The following is a 17,547-nucleotide window of genomic DNA, read 5'->3' on the forward strand; positions in this document are numbered from 1 at the left end:
GCAGAGAGAGCCTACGCCGGTATCCGCACCGGCAGCGTCTCGTATCCCTTGATGAAGCTCGAATAGATCCGCTTCGGCTCGCCGACCACCTCGATGCGGTCGAAGCGCTTCAACATCTCCTCCCAGACGATGCGCAGCTGCAGCTCGGCGAGGCGCATGCCGACGCAGCGGTGGATGCCGAAGCCGAAGGAGAGGTGGGTGCGCGGGCGCGGGCGGTCGATGATGAAATCGTTCGGCTTCTCGAACATCTCCTCGTCGCGGTTGCCGGAGACGTACCACATCACGACGCGGTCGCCCTTCTTGATGTGCTTGCCGCCGATCTCGGTGTCCTGCAACGCCGTGCGGCGCATATGCGCCAGCGGCGTCTGCCAGCGGATCACCTCGGGCACCATGGAATCGATCAGCTCCGGATTGGCGCGCAACTTGTCGTATTGCTCGGGGTTCTCGTTCAGCGCCAGCACCGAGCCGGTCATGGTGTTGCGCGTGGTGTCGTTACCGCCGACGATGAGCAGGATGATGTTGCCCATGAGGTTGTCGGGGTCCATGTGGCGCGTGGCGTCGTTGTGCGCCATCAGCGACAGGAGATCGTTGCGCGGCGCCGAGTTGACGCGCTCGTTCCACAGCTTGGACATGTAGGCGTAACACTCATCCATCTCGCGGCGGCGCTCTTCGGCCGACGCAACAATGCCGCTCTTGGGCAGTGCGGTCGAAACGTCCGACCAGCGCGTCAGCTTGCGCCGTTCCTCCCAAGGGAAGTCGAACAGGGTCGCCAGCATCTGCGTCGTCAGCTCGATCGAGACGCGCTCGACGAAGTTGAAGGTCTCGTTGCGCGGAAGATTGTCGAGCACGGTTTGCGAGCGCTGCCGGATCAGTTTGGCCAGCTCGTCCAGATGTGTCGGGGTGAACATCGGCGACACCGTCTTGCGCTGCGACGAGTGTTTCGGCTGGTCCATCGCGATGAAGCTCGGCCAGTCATAGCCTTCCGGCACGTCGCGGATCGAGATGCCGCCGAGCTTGGAGTCGGAGGAGAAAATGCCGTGATTGGTGTCGACATGCATGATGTCGTCGTATTTCACCACCGACCAATAGGGCTCGATCGGCGCATTGGTGCAGTAGTGCACCGGCTCTTCCTTGCGCAGCCGCTCGAACCATGGCCACAGCGTGTCGTCCTGGAACAGCCGGGGCGCGCCGGGATGAAATTGCGACAAAGGCGTCGCATAGGCTTCCTCGCGAGCCCTGCGCATGCGTTCGGCCTTGTCCATTTTAACCGGCGCTTGAATGTTCATCGTCGTGGCTCCAGTTGGTTCTTCCTTCACCTCGCCCCGCTGGCGGGGAAAGGTCGGATCGCATCGGAGATGCGGTCCGGGTGAGGGGCATTTCCGCGATGCGGCTGTCGCCGGCGAGAGCCCTTACCCTGACCCTTTCCCTGTAAGAACGGGGACAGGGACTTAACTCACGCCGCAATCTTCACCGGCAGCTCTTCCAGACCCTTCACGAAGCTGGAATAGACCCGCTTCGGCTCGCCGACCACATCAATATGGTCGAAACGCCTGAGGATTTCTTCCCAAATTATCTTGAGCTGGAGTTCGGCAAGCCTGAGACCCACGCAGCGGTGAATGCCGAAGCCGAAGGACAGATGCGTGCGCGGCCGGGCGCGGTCGATGATGAAATCGTAGGGCTTTTCGATCGCCGCCTCGTCGCGGTTGCCCGAGACGTACCACATCACGACCTTGTCCCCCTTCTTGATCTGCTTGCCGCGGAACTCGAAGTCGTTGAGCGCGGTGCGCCGCATGTGCGCCAGCGGCGTCTGCCAGCGGATCACTTCGGGAACGAAACTGTCGAGAAGCGCGGGGTTGTCGCGCAGCTTGCGGTATTGCTCCGGATGCTGGCTCAACGCGAGCAGAGAGCCCGACATGGTGTTGCGCGTGGTGTCGTTGCCGCCGACGATCAAAAGCACGAGATTGCCGAGGAAGTTCTTGGCGTCCATGTCGCGTGTCGCTTCGCCATGCGCCATCATCGAGAGCAGGTCGCTCTTCGGCGGTTGCGCGATGCGCTCCTTCCACAGCCTCGCGAAATAGCCGGCGCATTCGGTCAGTTCGGCCTGTCGCTCGTCTTCGGTCGCCACGAGCCCGTCGGGGCCGGGAATCGTGGTGGCAATATCGGACCAGCGCGTCAGCTTGCGGCGGTCCTCCCAGGGGAAGTCGAACAGCACCGCGAGCATCTGCGTGGTGAGTTCGATCGAGACGCGATCGACCCAGTCGAAGACCTCGCCGCGCGGCAGATTGTCCAGGCACTCGGCCGAGCGCTTGCGGATGTTGAGGGCGAGATTGTCCAGATGCGTCGGCGTGAACATCGGCGCGACGGTCTTGCGCTGCGCGGCATGGCGCGGCGGGTCCATCGAGATGAAGCTCTCGCGGCGCAGGTCGGGGTCGATGTCGCGGATGGTGATGCCGCCGAGAGAGGAGGCCGAGGAGAACACCGAGTGGTTGGTCTCGATCTCCATGATGTCGTTGTAGCGCGTCACCGACCAATACGGCCCGAACATCGAGTCCTTGCAATAGTGCACGGGATCTTCCCGGCGCAGCCGGTCGAAATACGGCCAGAACGTATCGGTCCTGAACAATTCCGGATCGCCGGGATCGAATTGCTCCAGCGGCAGTGTCGTGGCGCGCGCGCGAAGTGCGTCGAGCTTGGCCGCGCTCTCGATGGTCCCATGCATGACCGTTCTCCCTGGCACGTACCGCGCGTTCTCGTTGAATTCTGCGCTGCGGTATTTGATTTGCAATTACAGCCGGTTGTCCGCGCCGGAGCAAGGGAGAGTTTTGCCACATCCAACCCTTGGCGTGGCCGGGCCGCGGGGTTACGTCGAGCGTGATCCCGCGCACACCGTTTGTCGTGAATTCGTGCCAAAAACCGTCTGGAATCGAGCTAAATCGAACCCCGCCACCTTGGGGACCGACTAACCTCTCATCTATAGTTTGACCAGATAAAGATCGCATCCCGAGGTTGCCGCCGTGAACGACATGCAATGGACGCCGATCGGCTCCGAGCCCATTCCGCCGCCACTGCCGCCCACGCGGGTCGACTTTTCAGGCAACCGCTCCGAATTCCGGAAAATGGTCACCAAGGGTGCCATGCTGGAGCTCGTCACCTTCGGCTTCTACCGGTTCTGGCTCGTCACCGACATTCGCCGTCATCTGTGGGCGAACACCGCGATCGACGGCGATGCGGCCGAATATACCGGCCGCGCCAAGGAGCTTCTGGTCGGCTTCCTGTTCGCGCTCGCGATCCTGGTGCCGATCTACCTCGCCTACTTCCTGATTGGCATCGAATTCGAGCGCTGGCAGGGCTTTGCCTCGACGCCGTTGTTCATCGGCTTCTACGCCTTTGGCCAGTTCGCGATCTTTCGCGCGCGACGTTACCGGCTGACGCGCACGGTCTGGCGCGGCGTCCGCTTCTGGATGGACGGCTCTGGCTGGGCCTATTCGCTCCGCGCCATGGCGTGGGGCCTGCTCACGTTGCTGACGCTCGGCCTGGCGCTGCCCTGGCGTGCGGCCGCGCTCGAACGGTACAAGATGCAGCACAGCCATTACGGCGATCTCCGCGGCGATTTCGAGGGCGACGGCTGGACCTTCTTCAAGCGCGCCTGGTGGCTTTGGCTGCTCAGCCCGATTGCGGTCCTGATTTTCCCGCTCGCGCCGTTCTTCTATGCCGAGTTCAAGGCGCGTGAATGGCGCTGGTGGCTCGACGGCATCCGCATCGGCGGCGTCAGCCTGTCCTCGACCCTGCCGCACGATGCCTTCTATGGTCTGTACTGGAAGGTGATCGGCTGGTGGACGCTGCTCTCGATGGCTTTCGCAGCCTATATCGGCGGCTCCGCACTGCTGGTGGTCCAGCTGAGCGGTGTTCCGGCGGAGCAGGTGTTCGGCTCCGACAATGCCGCCAGGAGCATCCCGTTGATGGTGATGATGGTGGTCGGCTATCTCGCCCTCGCGCTCGCGATCAACATCGTCATGCGGGTCTATCTTCAGCGTGATCTCTGGGCCAAGGTGCTGGAGACCGTCGAGTTGCACGATATCGCGGCCGCGGCGGACGTGCGCGGCAGTGGTCAGCTTGCCAGCGCGCTCGGCGAAGGTTTTGCCGACGGTCTCGATGTCGCGGGATTCTGAGCTGTGAGTGACGTGTTTGCCGAGGCGCCGGCGCAGTCCGCCAAGCCGACCATCTTCTTCGACGGCACGTCGAGCCGAAGACGGCAGGTGACCCTGGTGCTCCATGATGCCCTCGAGATCCTCGAGGAGGGCGCGGCGCCGGTTCGATGGGCCTATGCCGAGATCCGCCGCGCCGACAGTCCGGCCGGGATTTTGCGCCTGGCGTGCACCACGGCGCCGCCGCTGGCGCGGCTCGAGATCCGCGACGCAGCGCTCGCCGCCGACGTGACCTCCCGCTGCACTCACCTCGACGAGCACGGGACCTCACCCCGCGGCGTCGCAAGGATCGTCGGCTGGTCGATGGCCGCTACCATCTCCATCGTCTGCGTCGTGCTGTTCGGTGTGCCGCTCGCCGCCGACCGTCTCGCGCCGTTGGTGCCGAAACCGCTCGAGCGGCGCATCGGCGATGCCTCCGAAGTCCAGGTGAAGACCATCTTCGGCCGCAGCGTGTGTGAAGACCCCGCAGGCAAGGCCGCCTTCACCAAGCTGGTGAACCGCCTGCGCGATGCCGCAGGCCTCGACGACGATTCCATGACGGCGGGCGTGCTGCCGACCCCGGTCCCGAACGCGTTCGCGCTGCCCGGCGGCAAGGTCTATGTGTTGAGGGGCCTGCTCGACAAGGCGCAGAACCCCGACGAGCTGGCCGGCATCCTCGCCCACGAGCTCGGCCATCTCAAGCATTACGACAACATGCGCGGCCTGATCTACAACGGCGGCACTTCGTTCCTGATCGGCCTGTTGTTCGGCGACGTCACCGGCTCGTCCGCCGTGATCTTCGCCTCGCGCAGCGTCGTCGAAGCCTCCTATTCGCGCGAGGCCGAGACCGCTGCCGATACGTTCGCGATCGAGGTCATGCACAGGCTCGGCCGCTCGCCGAAGCCCGCGGCCGAGCTGATGTTCCGCATAACCGGCAAGGAGGGCGGCTCGACGCTCACCTCGATCCTCGCCAGCCACCCGCTGACCGAGGACCGCCTCGCCCGCATGACGAAAGAGGATCGCCCGGCCTCCGGCCCGCCGCTGCTGTCGGACAAGGAGTGGCAGTCGCTGAAGCTGATCTGCGGCAGCGGCAAGGTGTGATGGCGCGCCTTCAGCGTTACTTCGTCGGCGCGGCAGGCGGGTTAGACCCGGTCGTGACGTTTGGCGCCGTGTTCGGGTTCGCGGTCGTGGTCTGAGGGCCAACCTGGCGCCCATTGTAGAAGAACACGGTGGCGATCACGGCCATCACGAACATCGCGCCGATGACCCAGCCGACCGGGCTGTTGCGGCGTGCTCGGTTGGTTCCGGGATTATCGTTCTGAAGGGGCATCAATGTCTCCATGCTTGAGCAGGAGAACCTCGTGCCGGGGTCGCGGTTCCTAAATGGGGATACTCATCGCGTTCCGTAGGCGCGGTCGCCGGCATCGCCAAGGCCCGGCAGGATGAAGCCGTTGTCGTCCAGGCCCTCATCCACCGCCGCGGTCCAGATCGGTACGTCCGGATGCAGGCCGCGGAGCCGTTCGAGCCCTTCCGGCGCTGCGATCAGGCAGGCGAGGCGAATGTCCCTGGCGCCGCGCTCCTTGAGCCGGTCGATGGCCGCCACAGTCGTGTTGGCGGTGGCGACCACAGGCGTCACCACGATGGCGAGGCGTTCGCTGAGGTCGGACGGCGATTTGAAGAAATATTCGACCGCGGCAAAGCTGTGCGGCTCGCGGTAGAGCCCGATATGGGCGACGCGCGCAGTCGGCACCAGATCCATCATGCCGTCGACGAAGGTGGTGCCGGCGCGCAGCATCGGCACGAACACCAGCTTCTTGCCCGCGATCTTGGCCGAGTGCATCGTTGCCAGCGGCGTCTCGATCACGGTGTCGGCGAGCGGCAGGTCGCGCGTCACCTCGTAGCACAGCAGCATGCCGATCTCCTTGATCAGCTCGCGGAACGACTTTGTCGAAATCGATTTGTCCCGCACCAGCGTCAGCTTGTGCTGCACCAGCGGATGATCGACGATCGTGACGCCTTCCATGGGATGCCTTTCTTCCTTTCCCCTTTGCGGGAGAAGGTGGCGCGAAGCGCCGGATGAGGGGTTCTCTCCGCGACCTTCACTGAGAGATATGCCCGCGGAGACAGACCCCTCACCTGCCTCGCTTTCGCGAGGCGCCCTCTCCCAAAGGAGAGGGTTAGAAAACCGTGCCGTCGCTGATCACCTTGAGCGGCGGCGAGCCGTCGGGACGACGCGAAAAGGCGATGGCGCGGCCAGCGGCCCAGCTACCGCCTTCCAGAATGCTGGCGAGCGGCAAGGTCTCCGGCGTCCGGCCGAGCTTTGCGCGAACCAGTTCGGCGAGCCGGTCCAGCAGCGCCACCGTCAGCGCACGCCACTCCACGACCAGCAGCGAATCCACCGCATGCGCCCGCTCGGCGTCCGCGGCATCGCGCAGGCGCAGCATCTCGTGATCGACGAACAGCCCGCCGTTGCGATATTCCGCAAGCCCGGTCAGGCCGTCGATGTCGGTGACCGCAAAGCCGGCGCGCTGCAGCGGCTCGATCAGCGAATAGCTCAGCCATTGCGACAGCTTGTGCAGCGGCACGAGGCCGGCCGTGCCGTCGTCTGCCTTGATCGCGGGATGTCGCCAGCAATCGCCGAGCGGAATGCCTGATAGCTCCAGCCGCGACGGCCAGATCGGCCCGAGCTGGTTCAGCACCGCCGACAGGATCGCGGGCGCGGCAATGGCGCCGGCATTCGCCTGCGCCGCGATGTGGTCGAACAGGCCGCCCGGGCGCGGCGGATCGTTCAAGCCAAAGACATCGGCGCGCTCGGCCACGTGCCGGCCCAGACGCCGCAACAGATCGGTGCGCCCGTCGAGCCCGACCAGCGGATTGGCATCGCTCACCTGAAAGGCTGAGGTGAGTGCGGCGAGCGGCAGTTTTGCCAGCACCTCGGCATCGGCCCTGAAGGGGCTCTGCGCGTTACCCGAGAAAAGGCCGCCCGCAAACATGTCGAGGCTCGCGATCGCCAGCCCCTCGGACCGGCCGATGCTTTCGCCCGTCACGGCGTCGCGATATCGCCACGCCGCACCCGCGCCCGCATCGAGCAGCACGCTGACGATGGCGAGGTCGAACTCCGCGCGCGCCCGCGCCGCGCGATCCGGCCACGAGGCCGCATCTGCAAGCCTCGCCCAGCGATCGACGCCGCCGAGCACGAAGTGCCGCCAGCGCGCGTGAAACGGAATCTTCAGCGTCGGATAGGCTTTGCGTGTCACCGCGAGCACGGCCTCCGCGACGCCGTCCATCCGGGCGAGATCGATCGTGAAATGGCTCAAGCCGCCAGCAAGGCCGATCTCCAGCATCTGCCCCGCCCGCGCGCGCACCGCATCTGCGGTGAGCAGCGAGCGTGCCTGCAATTCCAAAGCGTCCGCCATCGCGCGATCAGTATTTTTCCAGCGAGCGACCGACCACGCCGTTGACGTCCTTCTCCGGCGCGATGTCGGTCGAGTAATAGCCGGCGGCTTTCTTGGCGGCGATCTCGACATGGGCGTCGGCGGGGATCAGCTCCAGCGGGATCGGCACGCGCTCGACGATATCGATGCCCTGCGAGGTCAGCGCGTCGTGCTTCATGTCGCTCATCGACAGGAAGCGGTCGATGCGTTTCAGGCCGAGCCAGTGGATCGTGTCCGGCATCAATTGCTGGAAGCGCGCATCCTGGACGCCCGCGACGCATTCGGTCCGCTCGAAATAAGCGGCCGCCGCATCGCCGTCCTCCTGGCGCTTGCGCGCGTTGTAGACCAGGAACTTGGTGACTTCGCCGAGCGCGCGGCCTTCCTTGCGGTTATAGATCACGAGGCCGAGGCCGCCCTCCTGCGCACCGCGCGCGGATTCCTCGATGCCGTGGATCAGATAGGGCCGGCAGGTGCAGATGTCGGAGCCGAACACGTCGGAGCCGTTGCACTCGTCATGCACGCGGCAGGTGATCTTGGTGCGATGGTCCGGCAGTTTGGTCACATCGCCGAACATGTAGACCGTGGTGCCGCCGATCGGCGGCAGGAACACCTTCATGTCCGGACGCGTGACGAGCTCGGGGAACATGCCGGCGGTCTGCTCGAACAGCGTGCGGCGTAGCTCGGTCTCGCCGGTGCCGAAGCGCTCCGCGAGGCCGGGCAGGTACCAGACCGGGTCGATCGCGATCTTCACCACGGACACGCTGCCATTGGCGTGCACGACCTCGCCGTCGGCGCGCAGGCGTTTTGCTGCCAGCGCCTCGCGGATCTCTGGCAGGTCGAGCCGCGCCCGCGTCACCGCGATGCTGGGGCGGATGTCGGACCCCTCTGCGATCTCCTTGCCGAAATTCTCGGCGACCAGATGCCCCCAGGGATCGAGCGCGACGATCTTGGCGGGATCGCGCCATTGCTCGAACGGCCCGATGGTCGCCGCCGGAAAGGTATTGGTGAGATCGGGCCTGCGAATGGGATCGAGCGCGCCGGCGGACACTGCCAGCGCGCGGTACATCGCATAGGACCCGCCATGGCTGCCGATCACGTTGCGATCTCCGGCGCGCGACACCGTGCCGATGATCGGCCCTCGCGCGCGCGCGTCCGCGGCGCCCCAATGGATCGGGAAGGCAGCTGCCCGGCCCGGCTCCGGATGGGAGGTGAGGCGGATGTGGTCGGTACGGTTCGCGCGGCTCATGACCAAACTCCCAAAAAGCCGACGGCCCGCCGCTCGGACGGGCCTGGCTTGGTCGCGCCGCCACCGGCGGCGCAAGATCAATCCAACATATTGTAGCGGCGAGCCGCGACAGACAAGTTAATGGTGTCGCGTGACAGCGCCGTCTCACGGTCGATGCCGTTCATATCGGCATCGGCGTGCCGCCCCCGAATGGTGGGCCGGCACCGGCGTGGCCCTTGGGATGGCTGATTATATATATGAAATTGTTTGCGTTTTTTAAGGGGCGGTCCGGACCCGGCTAGCCCAATTCCCGCTCGCCCCGGGGTGTCCGGATCACCGCGCGAAACGACGGCTCCGGGTCGAGGCGGAAGCGGATGCGCGCGTCGTCCAGAACGCCCGAAAGCGCCGCCTGGATCGTGTCCGCCGCGGGGTGCCGGATCTCGAACGCCACCAGCGCGCAGCCGAGGTCGGGCATGCGCGAGGCCGGATGCGGGCCTTCCGGCCATTCGATCAGGGTCGGAAACGCACCACCGAACGGCATCGAGCCGTCGGGCGGAACGGTGATCAGCCATTCGAGATGGCCGCGCGTCACCGTGATCGCCGGCCTCGCTGCCTCCGGGATGTTGGCACACGCGGACTTGATGTCGGACGTGCTCACGACCCAGGTCATCAGCTTCGGCGAGGATGCGAGTGCCGCATGCGTCTGCGGATCGTCCAATGCGAACCAGCGTGGCCGGCTTGGCGCGGAGGCCTGCGGGTCCGGCGCGATGACTTCGAGGAAGCTCGTCCCGCTTAGCCGCAGCAGGTGATTATGCGTCCCCATCAGCGGATGCGCCCCGCCGGCCGGCGGGGCGATGCCGAGTGCCTTTTCGACATAGGCGACGCCTTCGGCAAGGTCGTTCGCGGCGACGGTGATGTGGTCGAGATGAAGCATGGCCGCCATCTTGCACGAATTGGCCGCGTCCACACCCTCCAAACGATTGACTGGATAAGATCAGCATATTCAGACATATCGACTGGATCGGCTCTGCCCCGGAGACCCCCATGCCTGCCGCCAGCTACATCGATCCCCGCAACGGACAGCTCTATCCGCTCGAGCAGCCGCGCTGGTGCTCGGACGAGCGCACGCCGTTGATGGTGACGCCGGGAGCGGGCATCTCGCGCGAGGACATCGACACCCGCGCGCGATCGCTCTGGCGCTATCGCGCGGCGCTGCCGGTCGAGATCGCAAGGCCGATCACGCTCGGCGAGGGTTGTACGCCGTTGGTCCAGCAGGCGTGGGGCGATTTGCGGCCATTGTTCAAGCTCGAATGGTTCAACCCGACCGGCAGCTTCAAGGATCGCGGCTCGGCGGTGATGCTGTCCTTCCTGCGGCAGATCGGCGTCGACGCCATCCTGGAAGACTCCTCAGGAAATGGCGGCTCGTCGATGGCGGGGCTTGGCGCCGCCGGCGGCCTCCGCGTGAAGATCCTGGCGCCAGCCTCGACGTCGCCGGCCAAGATCGCGCAGGTGCGCGCCTATGGCGCGACGGTGCAGCTCGTCGAGGGTCCGCGCGAGGAATCGGAGGCCGAGGCGATCCGCCAGTCGAGCCAGACCTTCTATGCCAGCCACAACTGGCAGCCCTTGTTTCTGGAGGGCACCAAATCGCTCGCCTATGAAATCTGGGAAGACCTCGGTTTCCGCGCGCCCGACAACGTCATCGTTCCCGTCGGCGCCGGCTCGAGCCTGCTCGGCTGCGCATTCGGCTTCCGCGAGCTCAGGAAGGCCGGCCAGATCACAAAGCTGCCGCGGCTGTTCGCGGCCCAGCCACTGAACTGCTCGCCGATCGATGCAAGCTTCAAGGCCGGCGTCGATACGCCCGTGGCGCGCGAGGTCAGCAAGACCATCGCCGAGGGCACGGCGATCAAGAATCCCCTGCGCCTGCGCGAGATCATCGCTGCCCTGCACGAGAGCGGCGGCGGCACCGTCGCGCTCACCGAAGACGAGATCGTCGCCGCCTTGCGTCGCCTCGCGCGCCAGGGCCTGTTCGTCGAGCCGACCTGCGCCAGCGCGGCCGCCGCACTGGAGAAGCTGTCCGCTGCCGGTGCCATCAATGTAAGCGAGACCACGGTCGTCGTCCTTACCGGCACGGGCCTGAAGGCCGCGACCACCGTCGCGGATCTCGTGCAGTAGGGAACGATCGCGGAGGCGGCGCTCAGGCGCTCGTTCGCTGGACCAGCGTCTTGTCGCCGAACTTCTTTCGTACTCCTGCGATGAGCGCGGCGTGCCAGGGCTGAGGGACGATCTCGATCGTGCGAATGTGCATGCCGAGCACGCGCTCGTCGTTGCCGATGCCGTCCTCGCTGGGGCAGAAGGCGGCTGGACACGATATCTCCAGCTCCACGACGTCGTCGTGAGCGCGGTCCTCGAGGTCGAGATCGAACGTCATCTTGCCGGGCGATCTCACCCTCCCTTTAAGCGAGATGCCGCGATGTCTGAGCGTGATCCTCGTGCATTGGAACGACTCCATGAACGTGATCTTGAGCCGGCAGGCCGCCATCATCCAGGCACCTGGAAGCCTGACGGTCGCTGACGATCCGTCGCTCCATCGGCCACCCGGTTCGTCGTTGAGCCAGTTGCGGCCGAGAAAAGGTCGGTCATTGCCCCCGGCGCCGAAGCGAATGCACCTCTCATCCAGGTTGATTGGAGGAGGAGGCAATTCCTGCCCCAGCGAGGCCAGGAAGTCCGCGCGACGTCGCGACGTGCCGGGGCCGGACTCCATCGCCATGCTCAGTGCCTGCCCGTGACCTGTCGCGGGCCAGAGCAGACCTGCCGCGACGGCAACGGCGTTGCGTCGCTGCTCCAGCAGGCTCTCGTCGCTCAAGAGTGTTCCAATCTGATTCTGCATTTCGGCTGCGCCATTCGCGGGCGGGATCAGTTCGAGAATTTCGTCAGGCAGCCCACGCAGCGCGGTGGGCGTGGCGATCATGGGGTGGCCGGCTGCCATCGCCGTCAGCGTCTTGATCGCGATGCCCGTACCATGCTCGTCGGGGCACACCGAAATGCGGGATGAATCGCGCAAGGAATCGATGTCCGGGACAAAGCCGAACCATCGCGTCGCGGGCAGCCTGTGCTTCCAATCCGCTTCGAGGACCTCGTTGACGCGGCCCGCGATGGCGATCCTGAGGTTTGCCAGCACGGGATCGCAGGCGATGACGTCGTTGAGGAAGCGATCGAGCGCCGGGACGTTGAAATGGTGTGGGTTCATCACGATCAGGATGTCCCAGAGGGCATCGGGGCCGGCCTTGAGGGCGGGGCGCGCGTAGGGCCTCGGCAAAACGAAGACAAACCGGGACGCGTGCCGGCGGATTTTCCTGAGGTCCGAGAGCGACAGCGCGATGCAGACGTCGACGGTGCGCCAGGCGAGCCGCTCCAGCCTGAGATGCCTTTTCAAGGTTCCGGGCGCGGAGAATGCGGGCGCTTCGGGCAGCACGCGCCACTGTGTCAGCCGCATGCAGGTGATGTCGTCGTGGGTTTCCAGGACATATTTCGCGGCGGGACACGCCGTGAGTGCGAAGCCCATGTGATAGACATAGTTGATGACGGCAATGTCGGCGCGCGCGACGAGATCCGACATCAGATCGTCGGGAATGACGAGATTTATTCGGCCGCGGATCGAATGGCGCAAATATTCGTCTGCCTCGCGATCGTCGACGATTGGCGGCAAGCCGGTGGCGCATGCCAGCGTGTCGATGTGCGTTGTCGCATCGACGTTTGTTTCTTCGACGAACTTCGCTATGCGCCGCCGCATCGTGGGGCCGGGGCAGCCTTCCGGTTCGACGATGATGCGCAGGACGAACCACCCTCGGTCGAGCATCGCCTCGATCTGGTTGGAAAAAACCGTATGGCTGCCTCCGTAGAACCAGGCCGGCTGGAACTGAACGGCGAGCACCTGATCCGCCAGCATGCTCTCGAATGCGCCGTCCCGGCGTTCAAGCAGCGCGGCAAGGCCGTGCCGGTTCGCCTCCGCGTGCGCGAGGGCGAACAGGCCCTCGTTGCGCAGTCGTTCGACGCAGTCTGGATCCCCGACGAAGAGCGCCGACCGGAACGGCCAGCCGCTGCGCATGCGGTCACCGAGGCGGTGAAAGCATGTCGGTGACGATCCCGGTTCGAGGATGATGACCGAGGGCATGTCATACCGCGCCTGGCGATCGAGCAGCTGCAACGCGCGGAGATTGAAGAGGGATTCGATCTGTGTGAGCGATAGTCCCGACACGATGAAGCCGTCATGCGACGACGCGGCAGCGTGGATGGCCTGAAGCGTCTCGCGATCATTCCCGAATGCAAAGCGGGACAGGGTCCACGGAAATATGCGCCGTTGGTCCTCCGTCAGACCCGATAGGAGAGCGACCTTATCTGCCTCGGTACTGGGGGAGATCCAGCCGACTCGGACGGAATCGTCGTGCATGCGGAAATTGCCTGATCGTTCGGAAATATCATCTCGTGACGGCGCCGATCCTTGGCGACGCCTGAAATCGTCGTTATGCAACGGTTCGCGGCTGGGCCTGAAAACCAGGCAGTCTGCCGAAAAGAGCGATATCTGCTGGTCTGCCGCGACAATTGTTTTCTTCTGCCGCGACGTCCTGCGCCGGTCACGATGCAAGCCTTTGCGGAGGATACACGCTCCCGACAGATCGGCAATGGGAAGCGAGAGGCCGCTCACTCCTTCAGATCGTTAACGCGCTTCACCCAGCGGCGCACGTCGGCGAGCACGGTGGGCAGCACCGCCTTGACCTCGGTGATGGTCATGCCTGCCTTGATGCGGGGATCGTACAGAAGATTGAGGATGTACTGGTCGTAGACGTCGAAATAGCCCATCGAGACGTTGTCGTTGAACATGGTCCAGGGCACGCTCGCGGTGTCGTTGATGGGCCCGAGCGATTGCAACAGCTCCTCATAGGCGCAGTCGAGGAAGACGAAATCGCCATTGTCGACGGTGAGGATGACGTCGGAATGCTCGATCTCGAAATTGTCGTTCTTGCGGAAGCCGGACAGGCATTGCGGGTCGAGCGAGGTGCGGATCTCGCGCGCCTTCTCGGCGCCGTAGAAGCTGGTAAGGGTGCGGAACAGATCGCGGTCGCGCACCAGCTTCACCCGCACGTTGGCCGCTTCGTTGCTGTCGATCATCGCGATGTCGAGATGCTGCACGCGCTTGCCGATGTCGGCCACGACCTTGGCGAGCTGCGTCTTGCGGTCGGCGCGGTCGCTCTCGGCGTAGACGCGCACCGGTCCGTCGAATTTGCGGATGCGGTCGACACGGCCCGCGAGATGATATTCGGCGCCGAACGCCGTCTTCAGGAAACCGTCGACGATTTCGCCGTCGGTAAAATTCTTCTTCTCGGCGCGCTGGCGCGAGGCGACTGCGGGCAATTCGCCCGCCGCCGCCGGGGTTGCGGGGGCAGGCGGGCATGTGAGCGCGGCGAACGCCAGCAGCGCGATGCGAAGGGCAGCCGGGGACGGATTCAGTGCGCTCATCGTCGTGCGACGCTGCCGTATTCGCGTCGGGCGCACAAGACCGCAGATTTACGCGGCCTGCGGGTTCCCGAAAGCGTGCGCCTAGTTGTTCAGCACCACCACCGTGGTGCCGACCCCGACGCGGCCGTAGAGATCGCTGACGTCCTCATTGGTCATGCGGAAGCAGCCCGAGGACACCGCCTGGCCGATCGTCTCCGGCTCGTTGGAGCCGTGGATGCGGTACAGCGTCGAGCCCAGATACATCGCGCGCGCGCCGAGCGGATTGTCGATGCCGCCCTTCATGTGCCGCGGCAGATCGGGCCGGCGGGCCAGCATCTGCGACGGGGGCGTCCAGTCCGGCCATTCCTTCTTGGCGGTGATCTTGTGCACCCCGCCCCAGCGGAAGCCGTCGCGGCCGACGCCGATGCCGTAGCGCAAGGCCTGGCCATTCTGGAGCACCAGATACAGCCGGCGCTCCGTGGTGTTCACCACGATCGTGCCGGGGGCGTAATTGCCGTTGTACATGACGGTGGTGCGGGGGATCGGGCTGGAGCCGCCGCGGAAGAAGTTCGGGCCGCCGCCCATGATGTCACGCGAGTCGAACTCTTCGGCGCGTGCGCCGCCCGCCATGGCCGACAGCAGTGCGATGGCGGCAATCGGAGCGGCAAAAAACCGGATCATTGTTTCCCCCAGCAAAAAAACCATTCAACAAAGGCCACAGGCCATATTTGCGGGCTTTTCGCAAGCCACGGCCCCGTGAGGGACATCGTCGGGCACAGGCGTTATCAAATCGGCAACCATGCCGTTTGCCGAAAAGCGTTAGCCAAACCCACACAGGGCAGGGCCGCGATGCCGCCTATTGCTTTGACGGGGCGAGCGAACAATGATTGATCAAACGGAACTCTGGATATGGCGGTTGCGGGAGCTTGCGGATGAACGGTGCGGAAAGCCTGGTGCGGACGATGGTCAAGGGTGGGGTGGACGTCTGCTTCACCAACCCAGGCACCTCCGAGATGCATTTTGTCGCAGCGCTCGACCGCGTGCCCGGCATGCGCTGCGTGCTCGGCCTGTTCGAAGGCGTGGTGACCGGCGCCGCCGACGGCTATTTCCGCATGAAGGGCACGCCCGCCTCGACGCTGCTGCATCTCGGCCCCGGCCTCGCCAACGGCCTTGCCAATCTGCATAACGCCAAGAAGGCCAACTCCGGCATCGTGAACATCGTCGGCCAGCACGCCGTCTACCACATCGGCTACAACGCGCCGCTGACCTCGGACATCGAAGGCCTGGCCCGGCCCATGTCGTCCTGGGTCCGGACATCACCGGATTCGAAGTCGGTCGCCGCCGACGGCGCCGCCGCCATTGCCGCCGCCAAGAGCGCGCCGCCGCAGATCGCGACCCTGATCCTGCCCGCCGACACCGCCTGGAACGAGGCCGACGGCATCGCCGAGGTGCCCGCCGAGCAGCAGCGTGCGAGCTATTCGCCCCAGGCGGTCGAGCAGGCCGCAAAGATCCTGCATGGCGACGGCGAGGGCACGCTCTTGCTGATGACGGGCAGCGCGCTCTCGGAGGAGGGCCTGGCGCTCGCCGAGCGCATCGCCGCCAAGACCGGCTGCACCGTGATGGGTCCGACCTTCCGGCCCAGGATGGCCCGCGGCCGCGGCCGCTACTCGATCGACCGCATCCACTATGTCATCGATCAGGCGCTGCCGATGCTGGCCAGGTTCCGTCACATCGTGCTGGTTGAGTCCGACGATCCCGTGGCGTTCTTCGCCTATCCGAACAAGCCGAGCGTGCTCAGGCCCGAGGGCTGCGACGTGCACCGCATGACGGCCTGGGGTGAGAACTCGGTCGCCGCGCTCGAAGCGCTGGCCGGGGCCGTGAAGGCCAGCGCCAAGGATGTCAAGCCGCAAGCCTTGCAGGAACTGGTCAAGCCCACCGGTGCGCTGACCCACGCTTCGATCGCGCAGTCGATCGCCTACGCGATCCCCGAGAATGCGATCCTGGTCGACGAGTCGCTGACCACCGGCCGCGCCTTCTTCCCGCCAACCGCGGCGGCCGCCCCGCACGACTGGCTGCAGAACATGGGCGGCTCGATCGGTTTCTCGACGCCGCTGTCGATCGGCGCCGCGATTGCCTGCCCGGACCGCAAGGTGATCTGCATGGTCGGCGACGGCAGCGCGATGTACACGATCCAGTCGCTGTGGACCCAGGCCCGCGAAAACCTCAACATCGTCACCATCGTGTTCGCCAATCGCATCTACCAGATCCTGCGCGGCGAATTCGACAATGTCGGTGCCGGCGAACCCGGGCAGCGCGCCAACGACATGCTCCGGCTCGACCGGCCGACGCTGGATTTCGTGGCGCTGGCCAAGGGCATGGGCGTGCCCGGCCGCGCCGTCACCAATGCCGACGAGTTCAACAAGGCGCTGGCCGAGGCCGTGGCCGAGCCGGGTCCGCGGCTGATCGAAGTGCAGATGTAAGGTCTGGCCGATCGCGCCGCGAATTCCTGGCCTCATCTTTGAGGGGCCCGCGGCACGCGGGCGCCTCGAAGGATGGCTAGAGGCGGGATACGGGCCTGCATGGTTCGAGACGCGCGTTCCGCGCATCCTTACCATGAGGGTCCGGCGGCGGCGCACGTGAGTGCGCGTGGAGCCCGGAGGCATCATGCAGACCGAGCTGAACAAGGTGATCGCGGCGCTCGGGGACTTCTACGCCCGAGAAGGTTTCCTGTTCGAAAAGGACGTCGGCGAGCGCGCGGTCACGCACCGCTTCGCCGTGCATCTCGAGAAGCAGTTCGCCGGCTGGTCGGTCGACTGCAACTACGACCGGCTCGGCGAGCGCACGCTGCATCTGCCGCACGGCACCATCATCTCGACCGACGACCATCTCGGCAAGTCGATCTATCCCGACGTCGCCGTGCACCAGCGCGAGATCCCGAACAATCTGCTCACCGTGGAGATCCGCAAGGCCAGCAATCATACACCGTTGGAGCACGACGAGCACAAGCTGAGGGCGCTCACCGATCCGCATATCTGGTTCGCCTACACGATCGGCGTGCTGCTGGTGCTGGATAAATCCGGCGTCGTGTTGTCGGACGTTTATTTCGGCGGCGTGCCCGACCGGGCCTTGGCGGTGTGGTTCGCCGATCGGCTGAACGAGGCGGGTCTTGCCGGGACGTCATGAGGGAGGTGGCTCGCGGTAGATTCTCGAG

Annotated in this window: 15 protein-coding genes; 5 read left to right on the forward strand and 10 right to left on the reverse strand. The window is 65.3% G+C overall.

Annotated features, from left to right (window positions below):
* Nucleotides 1-11 precede the first annotated feature (11 nt).
* On the reverse strand, nucleotides 12-1,286 hold the full coding sequence (locus JQ580_RS27415) for a cytochrome P450 (protein WP_212283475.1): 1,275 nt from the start codon (nucleotides 1,284-1,286) through the stop codon (nucleotides 12-14).
* A 167-nt stretch (nucleotides 1,287-1,453) separates the two neighbouring features.
* Nucleotides 1,454-2,719 carry a cytochrome P450 gene (locus JQ580_RS27420; protein WP_212283477.1) on the reverse strand — a complete coding sequence of 422 codons (1,266 nt, stop codon included), beginning with the start codon at nucleotides 2,717-2,719 and terminating at the stop codon, nucleotides 1,454-1,456.
* 295 nt (nucleotides 2,720-3,014) lie between these two features.
* Here JQ580_RS27420 and JQ580_RS27425 point away from each other — a divergent pair, with 295 nt between their 5' ends.
* A complete protein-coding gene (locus JQ580_RS27425) occupies nucleotides 3,015-4,169 on the forward strand; it encodes a DUF898 family protein (RefSeq protein ID WP_311982495.1) in 1,155 nt (384 codons plus the stop codon).
* Nucleotides 4,170-4,172: 3 nt separating this feature from the next.
* The gene (locus tag JQ580_RS27430; RefSeq protein ID WP_212283479.1) at nucleotides 4,173-5,285 is read left to right on the forward strand and encodes a M48 family metallopeptidase; all 1,113 of its coding nucleotides are present in this window, start codon (nucleotides 4,173-4,175) and stop codon (nucleotides 5,283-5,285) included.
* A gap of 16 nt (nucleotides 5,286-5,301) precedes the next feature.
* Here the strand turns inward: JQ580_RS27430 and JQ580_RS27435 are convergent, their stop codons facing one another.
* From JQ580_RS27435 to JQ580_RS27455, 5 genes are all read right to left on the reverse strand, one after another.
* Nucleotides 5,302-5,514, reverse strand: a complete 213-nt coding sequence (locus JQ580_RS27435; RefSeq protein WP_212283481.1) for a hypothetical protein — start codon at nucleotides 5,512-5,514, stop codon at nucleotides 5,302-5,304.
* A 63-nt stretch (nucleotides 5,515-5,577) separates the two neighbouring features.
* Entirely contained in the window at nucleotides 5,578-6,207 is a 630-nt protein-coding gene (gene upp, locus JQ580_RS27440; protein ID WP_166474048.1) for a uracil phosphoribosyltransferase, read from the reverse strand.
* Nucleotides 6,208-6,361: 154 nt separating this feature from the next.
* The gene (locus tag JQ580_RS27445; protein WP_212283483.1) at nucleotides 6,362-7,600 is read right to left on the reverse strand and encodes a URC4/urg3 family protein; all 1,239 of its coding nucleotides are present in this window, start codon (nucleotides 7,598-7,600) and stop codon (nucleotides 6,362-6,364) included.
* Nucleotides 7,601-7,607: 7 nt separating this feature from the next.
* A complete protein-coding gene (locus JQ580_RS27450; RefSeq protein ID WP_106948944.1) occupies nucleotides 7,608-8,864 on the reverse strand; it encodes a GTP cyclohydrolase II in 1,257 nt (418 codons plus the stop codon).
* 277 nt (nucleotides 8,865-9,141) lie between these two features.
* The gene (locus JQ580_RS27455; protein WP_212283485.1) at nucleotides 9,142-9,777 is read right to left on the reverse strand and encodes a VOC family protein; all 636 of its coding nucleotides are present in this window, start codon (nucleotides 9,775-9,777) and stop codon (nucleotides 9,142-9,144) included.
* A gap of 110 nt (nucleotides 9,778-9,887) precedes the next feature.
* Between JQ580_RS27455 and JQ580_RS27460 the strand changes: the two genes are divergently transcribed.
* The gene (locus JQ580_RS27460; protein ID WP_212283486.1) at nucleotides 9,888-11,015 is read left to right on the forward strand and encodes a threonine synthase; all 1,128 of its coding nucleotides are present in this window, start codon (nucleotides 9,888-9,890) and stop codon (nucleotides 11,013-11,015) included.
* A 22-nt stretch (nucleotides 11,016-11,037) separates the two neighbouring features.
* Here the strand turns inward: JQ580_RS27460 and JQ580_RS34275 are convergent, their stop codons facing one another.
* From JQ580_RS34275 to JQ580_RS27475, 3 genes are all read right to left on the reverse strand, one after another.
* Nucleotides 11,038-13,545 (reverse strand): glycosyltransferase, encoded by a 2,508-nt coding sequence (locus tag JQ580_RS34275; protein ID WP_212283488.1) that lies wholly within the window; start codon nucleotides 13,543-13,545, stop codon nucleotides 11,038-11,040.
* Complete coding sequence (locus JQ580_RS27470; protein ID WP_212283490.1) at nucleotides 13,542-14,357, reverse strand: DUF2927 domain-containing protein; 816 nt, start codon at nucleotides 14,355-14,357, stop codon at nucleotides 13,542-13,544. Before JQ580_RS27470 ends, JQ580_RS34275 begins: the two co-directional genes overlap by 4 nt.
* 81 nt (nucleotides 14,358-14,438) lie before the next feature.
* The gene (locus JQ580_RS27475) at nucleotides 14,439-15,017 is read right to left on the reverse strand and encodes a L,D-transpeptidase (RefSeq protein WP_212283492.1); all 579 of its coding nucleotides are present in this window, start codon (nucleotides 15,015-15,017) and stop codon (nucleotides 14,439-14,441) included.
* Between the two features lie 251 nt (nucleotides 15,018-15,268).
* On the opposite strand from JQ580_RS27475, the gene JQ580_RS27480 reads away from it, so the two are divergent.
* Both JQ580_RS27480 and JQ580_RS27485 read left to right on the forward strand, forming a co-directional pair.
* Nucleotides 15,269-16,816 carry an acetolactate synthase large subunit gene (locus JQ580_RS27480; RefSeq protein WP_212283494.1) on the forward strand — a complete coding sequence of 516 codons (1,548 nt, stop codon included), beginning with the start codon at nucleotides 15,269-15,271 and terminating at the stop codon, nucleotides 16,814-16,816.
* A 184-nt stretch (nucleotides 16,817-17,000) separates the two neighbouring features.
* On the forward strand, nucleotides 17,001-17,519 hold the full coding sequence (locus tag JQ580_RS27485; protein WP_212283496.1) for a hypothetical protein: 519 nt from the start codon (nucleotides 17,001-17,003) through the stop codon (nucleotides 17,517-17,519).
* Nucleotides 17,520-17,547 lie beyond the last annotated feature (28 nt).

This window comes from Bradyrhizobium sp. SZCCT0148, from assembly GCF_018129985.1.
GTDB lineage: Bacteria > Pseudomonadota > Alphaproteobacteria > Rhizobiales > Xanthobacteraceae > Bradyrhizobium > Bradyrhizobium japonicum_H.

What these genes read in the sequence shown, in the direction of transcription:
- JQ580_RS27415 (WP_212283475.1), bottom strand. Translation starts at nt 1,286, where the DNA reads ATGAACATTCAAGCGCCGGTTAAAATGGACAAGGCCGAACGCATGCGC.
- JQ580_RS27420 (WP_212283477.1), bottom strand. Translation starts at nt 2,719, where the DNA reads ATGCATGGGACCATCGAGAGCGCGGCCAAGCTCGACGCACTTCGCGCG.
- JQ580_RS27435 (WP_212283481.1), bottom strand. Translation starts at nt 5,514, where the DNA reads ATGCCCCTTCAGAACGATAATCCCGGAACCAACCGAGCACGCCGCAAC.
- upp (WP_166474048.1), bottom strand. Translation starts at nt 6,207, where the DNA reads ATGGAAGGCGTCACGATCGTCGATCATCCGCTGGTGCAGCACAAGCTG.
- JQ580_RS27445 (WP_212283483.1), bottom strand. Translation starts at nt 7,600, where the DNA reads ATGGCGGACGCTTTGGAATTGCAGGCACGCTCGCTGCTCACCGCAGAT.
- JQ580_RS27450 (WP_106948944.1), bottom strand. Translation starts at nt 8,864, where the DNA reads ATGAGCCGCGCGAACCGTACCGACCACATCCGCCTCACCTCCCATCCG.
- JQ580_RS27455 (WP_212283485.1), bottom strand. Translation starts at nt 9,777, where the DNA reads ATGCTTCATCTCGACCACATCACCGTCGCCGCGAACGACCTTGCCGAA.
- JQ580_RS27460 (WP_212283486.1), top strand. Translation starts at nt 9,888, where the DNA reads ATGCCTGCCGCCAGCTACATCGATCCCCGCAACGGACAGCTCTATCCG.
- JQ580_RS27470 (WP_212283490.1), bottom strand. Translation starts at nt 14,357, where the DNA reads ATGAGCGCACTGAATCCGTCCCCGGCTGCCCTTCGCATCGCGCTGCTG.
- JQ580_RS27475 (WP_212283492.1), bottom strand. Translation starts at nt 15,017, where the DNA reads ATGATCCGGTTTTTTGCCGCTCCGATTGCCGCCATCGCACTGCTGTCG.
- JQ580_RS27480 (WP_212283494.1), top strand. Translation starts at nt 15,269, where the DNA reads ATGAACGGTGCGGAAAGCCTGGTGCGGACGATGGTCAAGGGTGGGGTG.
- JQ580_RS27485 (WP_212283496.1), top strand. Translation starts at nt 17,001, where the DNA reads ATGCAGACCGAGCTGAACAAGGTGATCGCGGCGCTCGGGGACTTCTAC.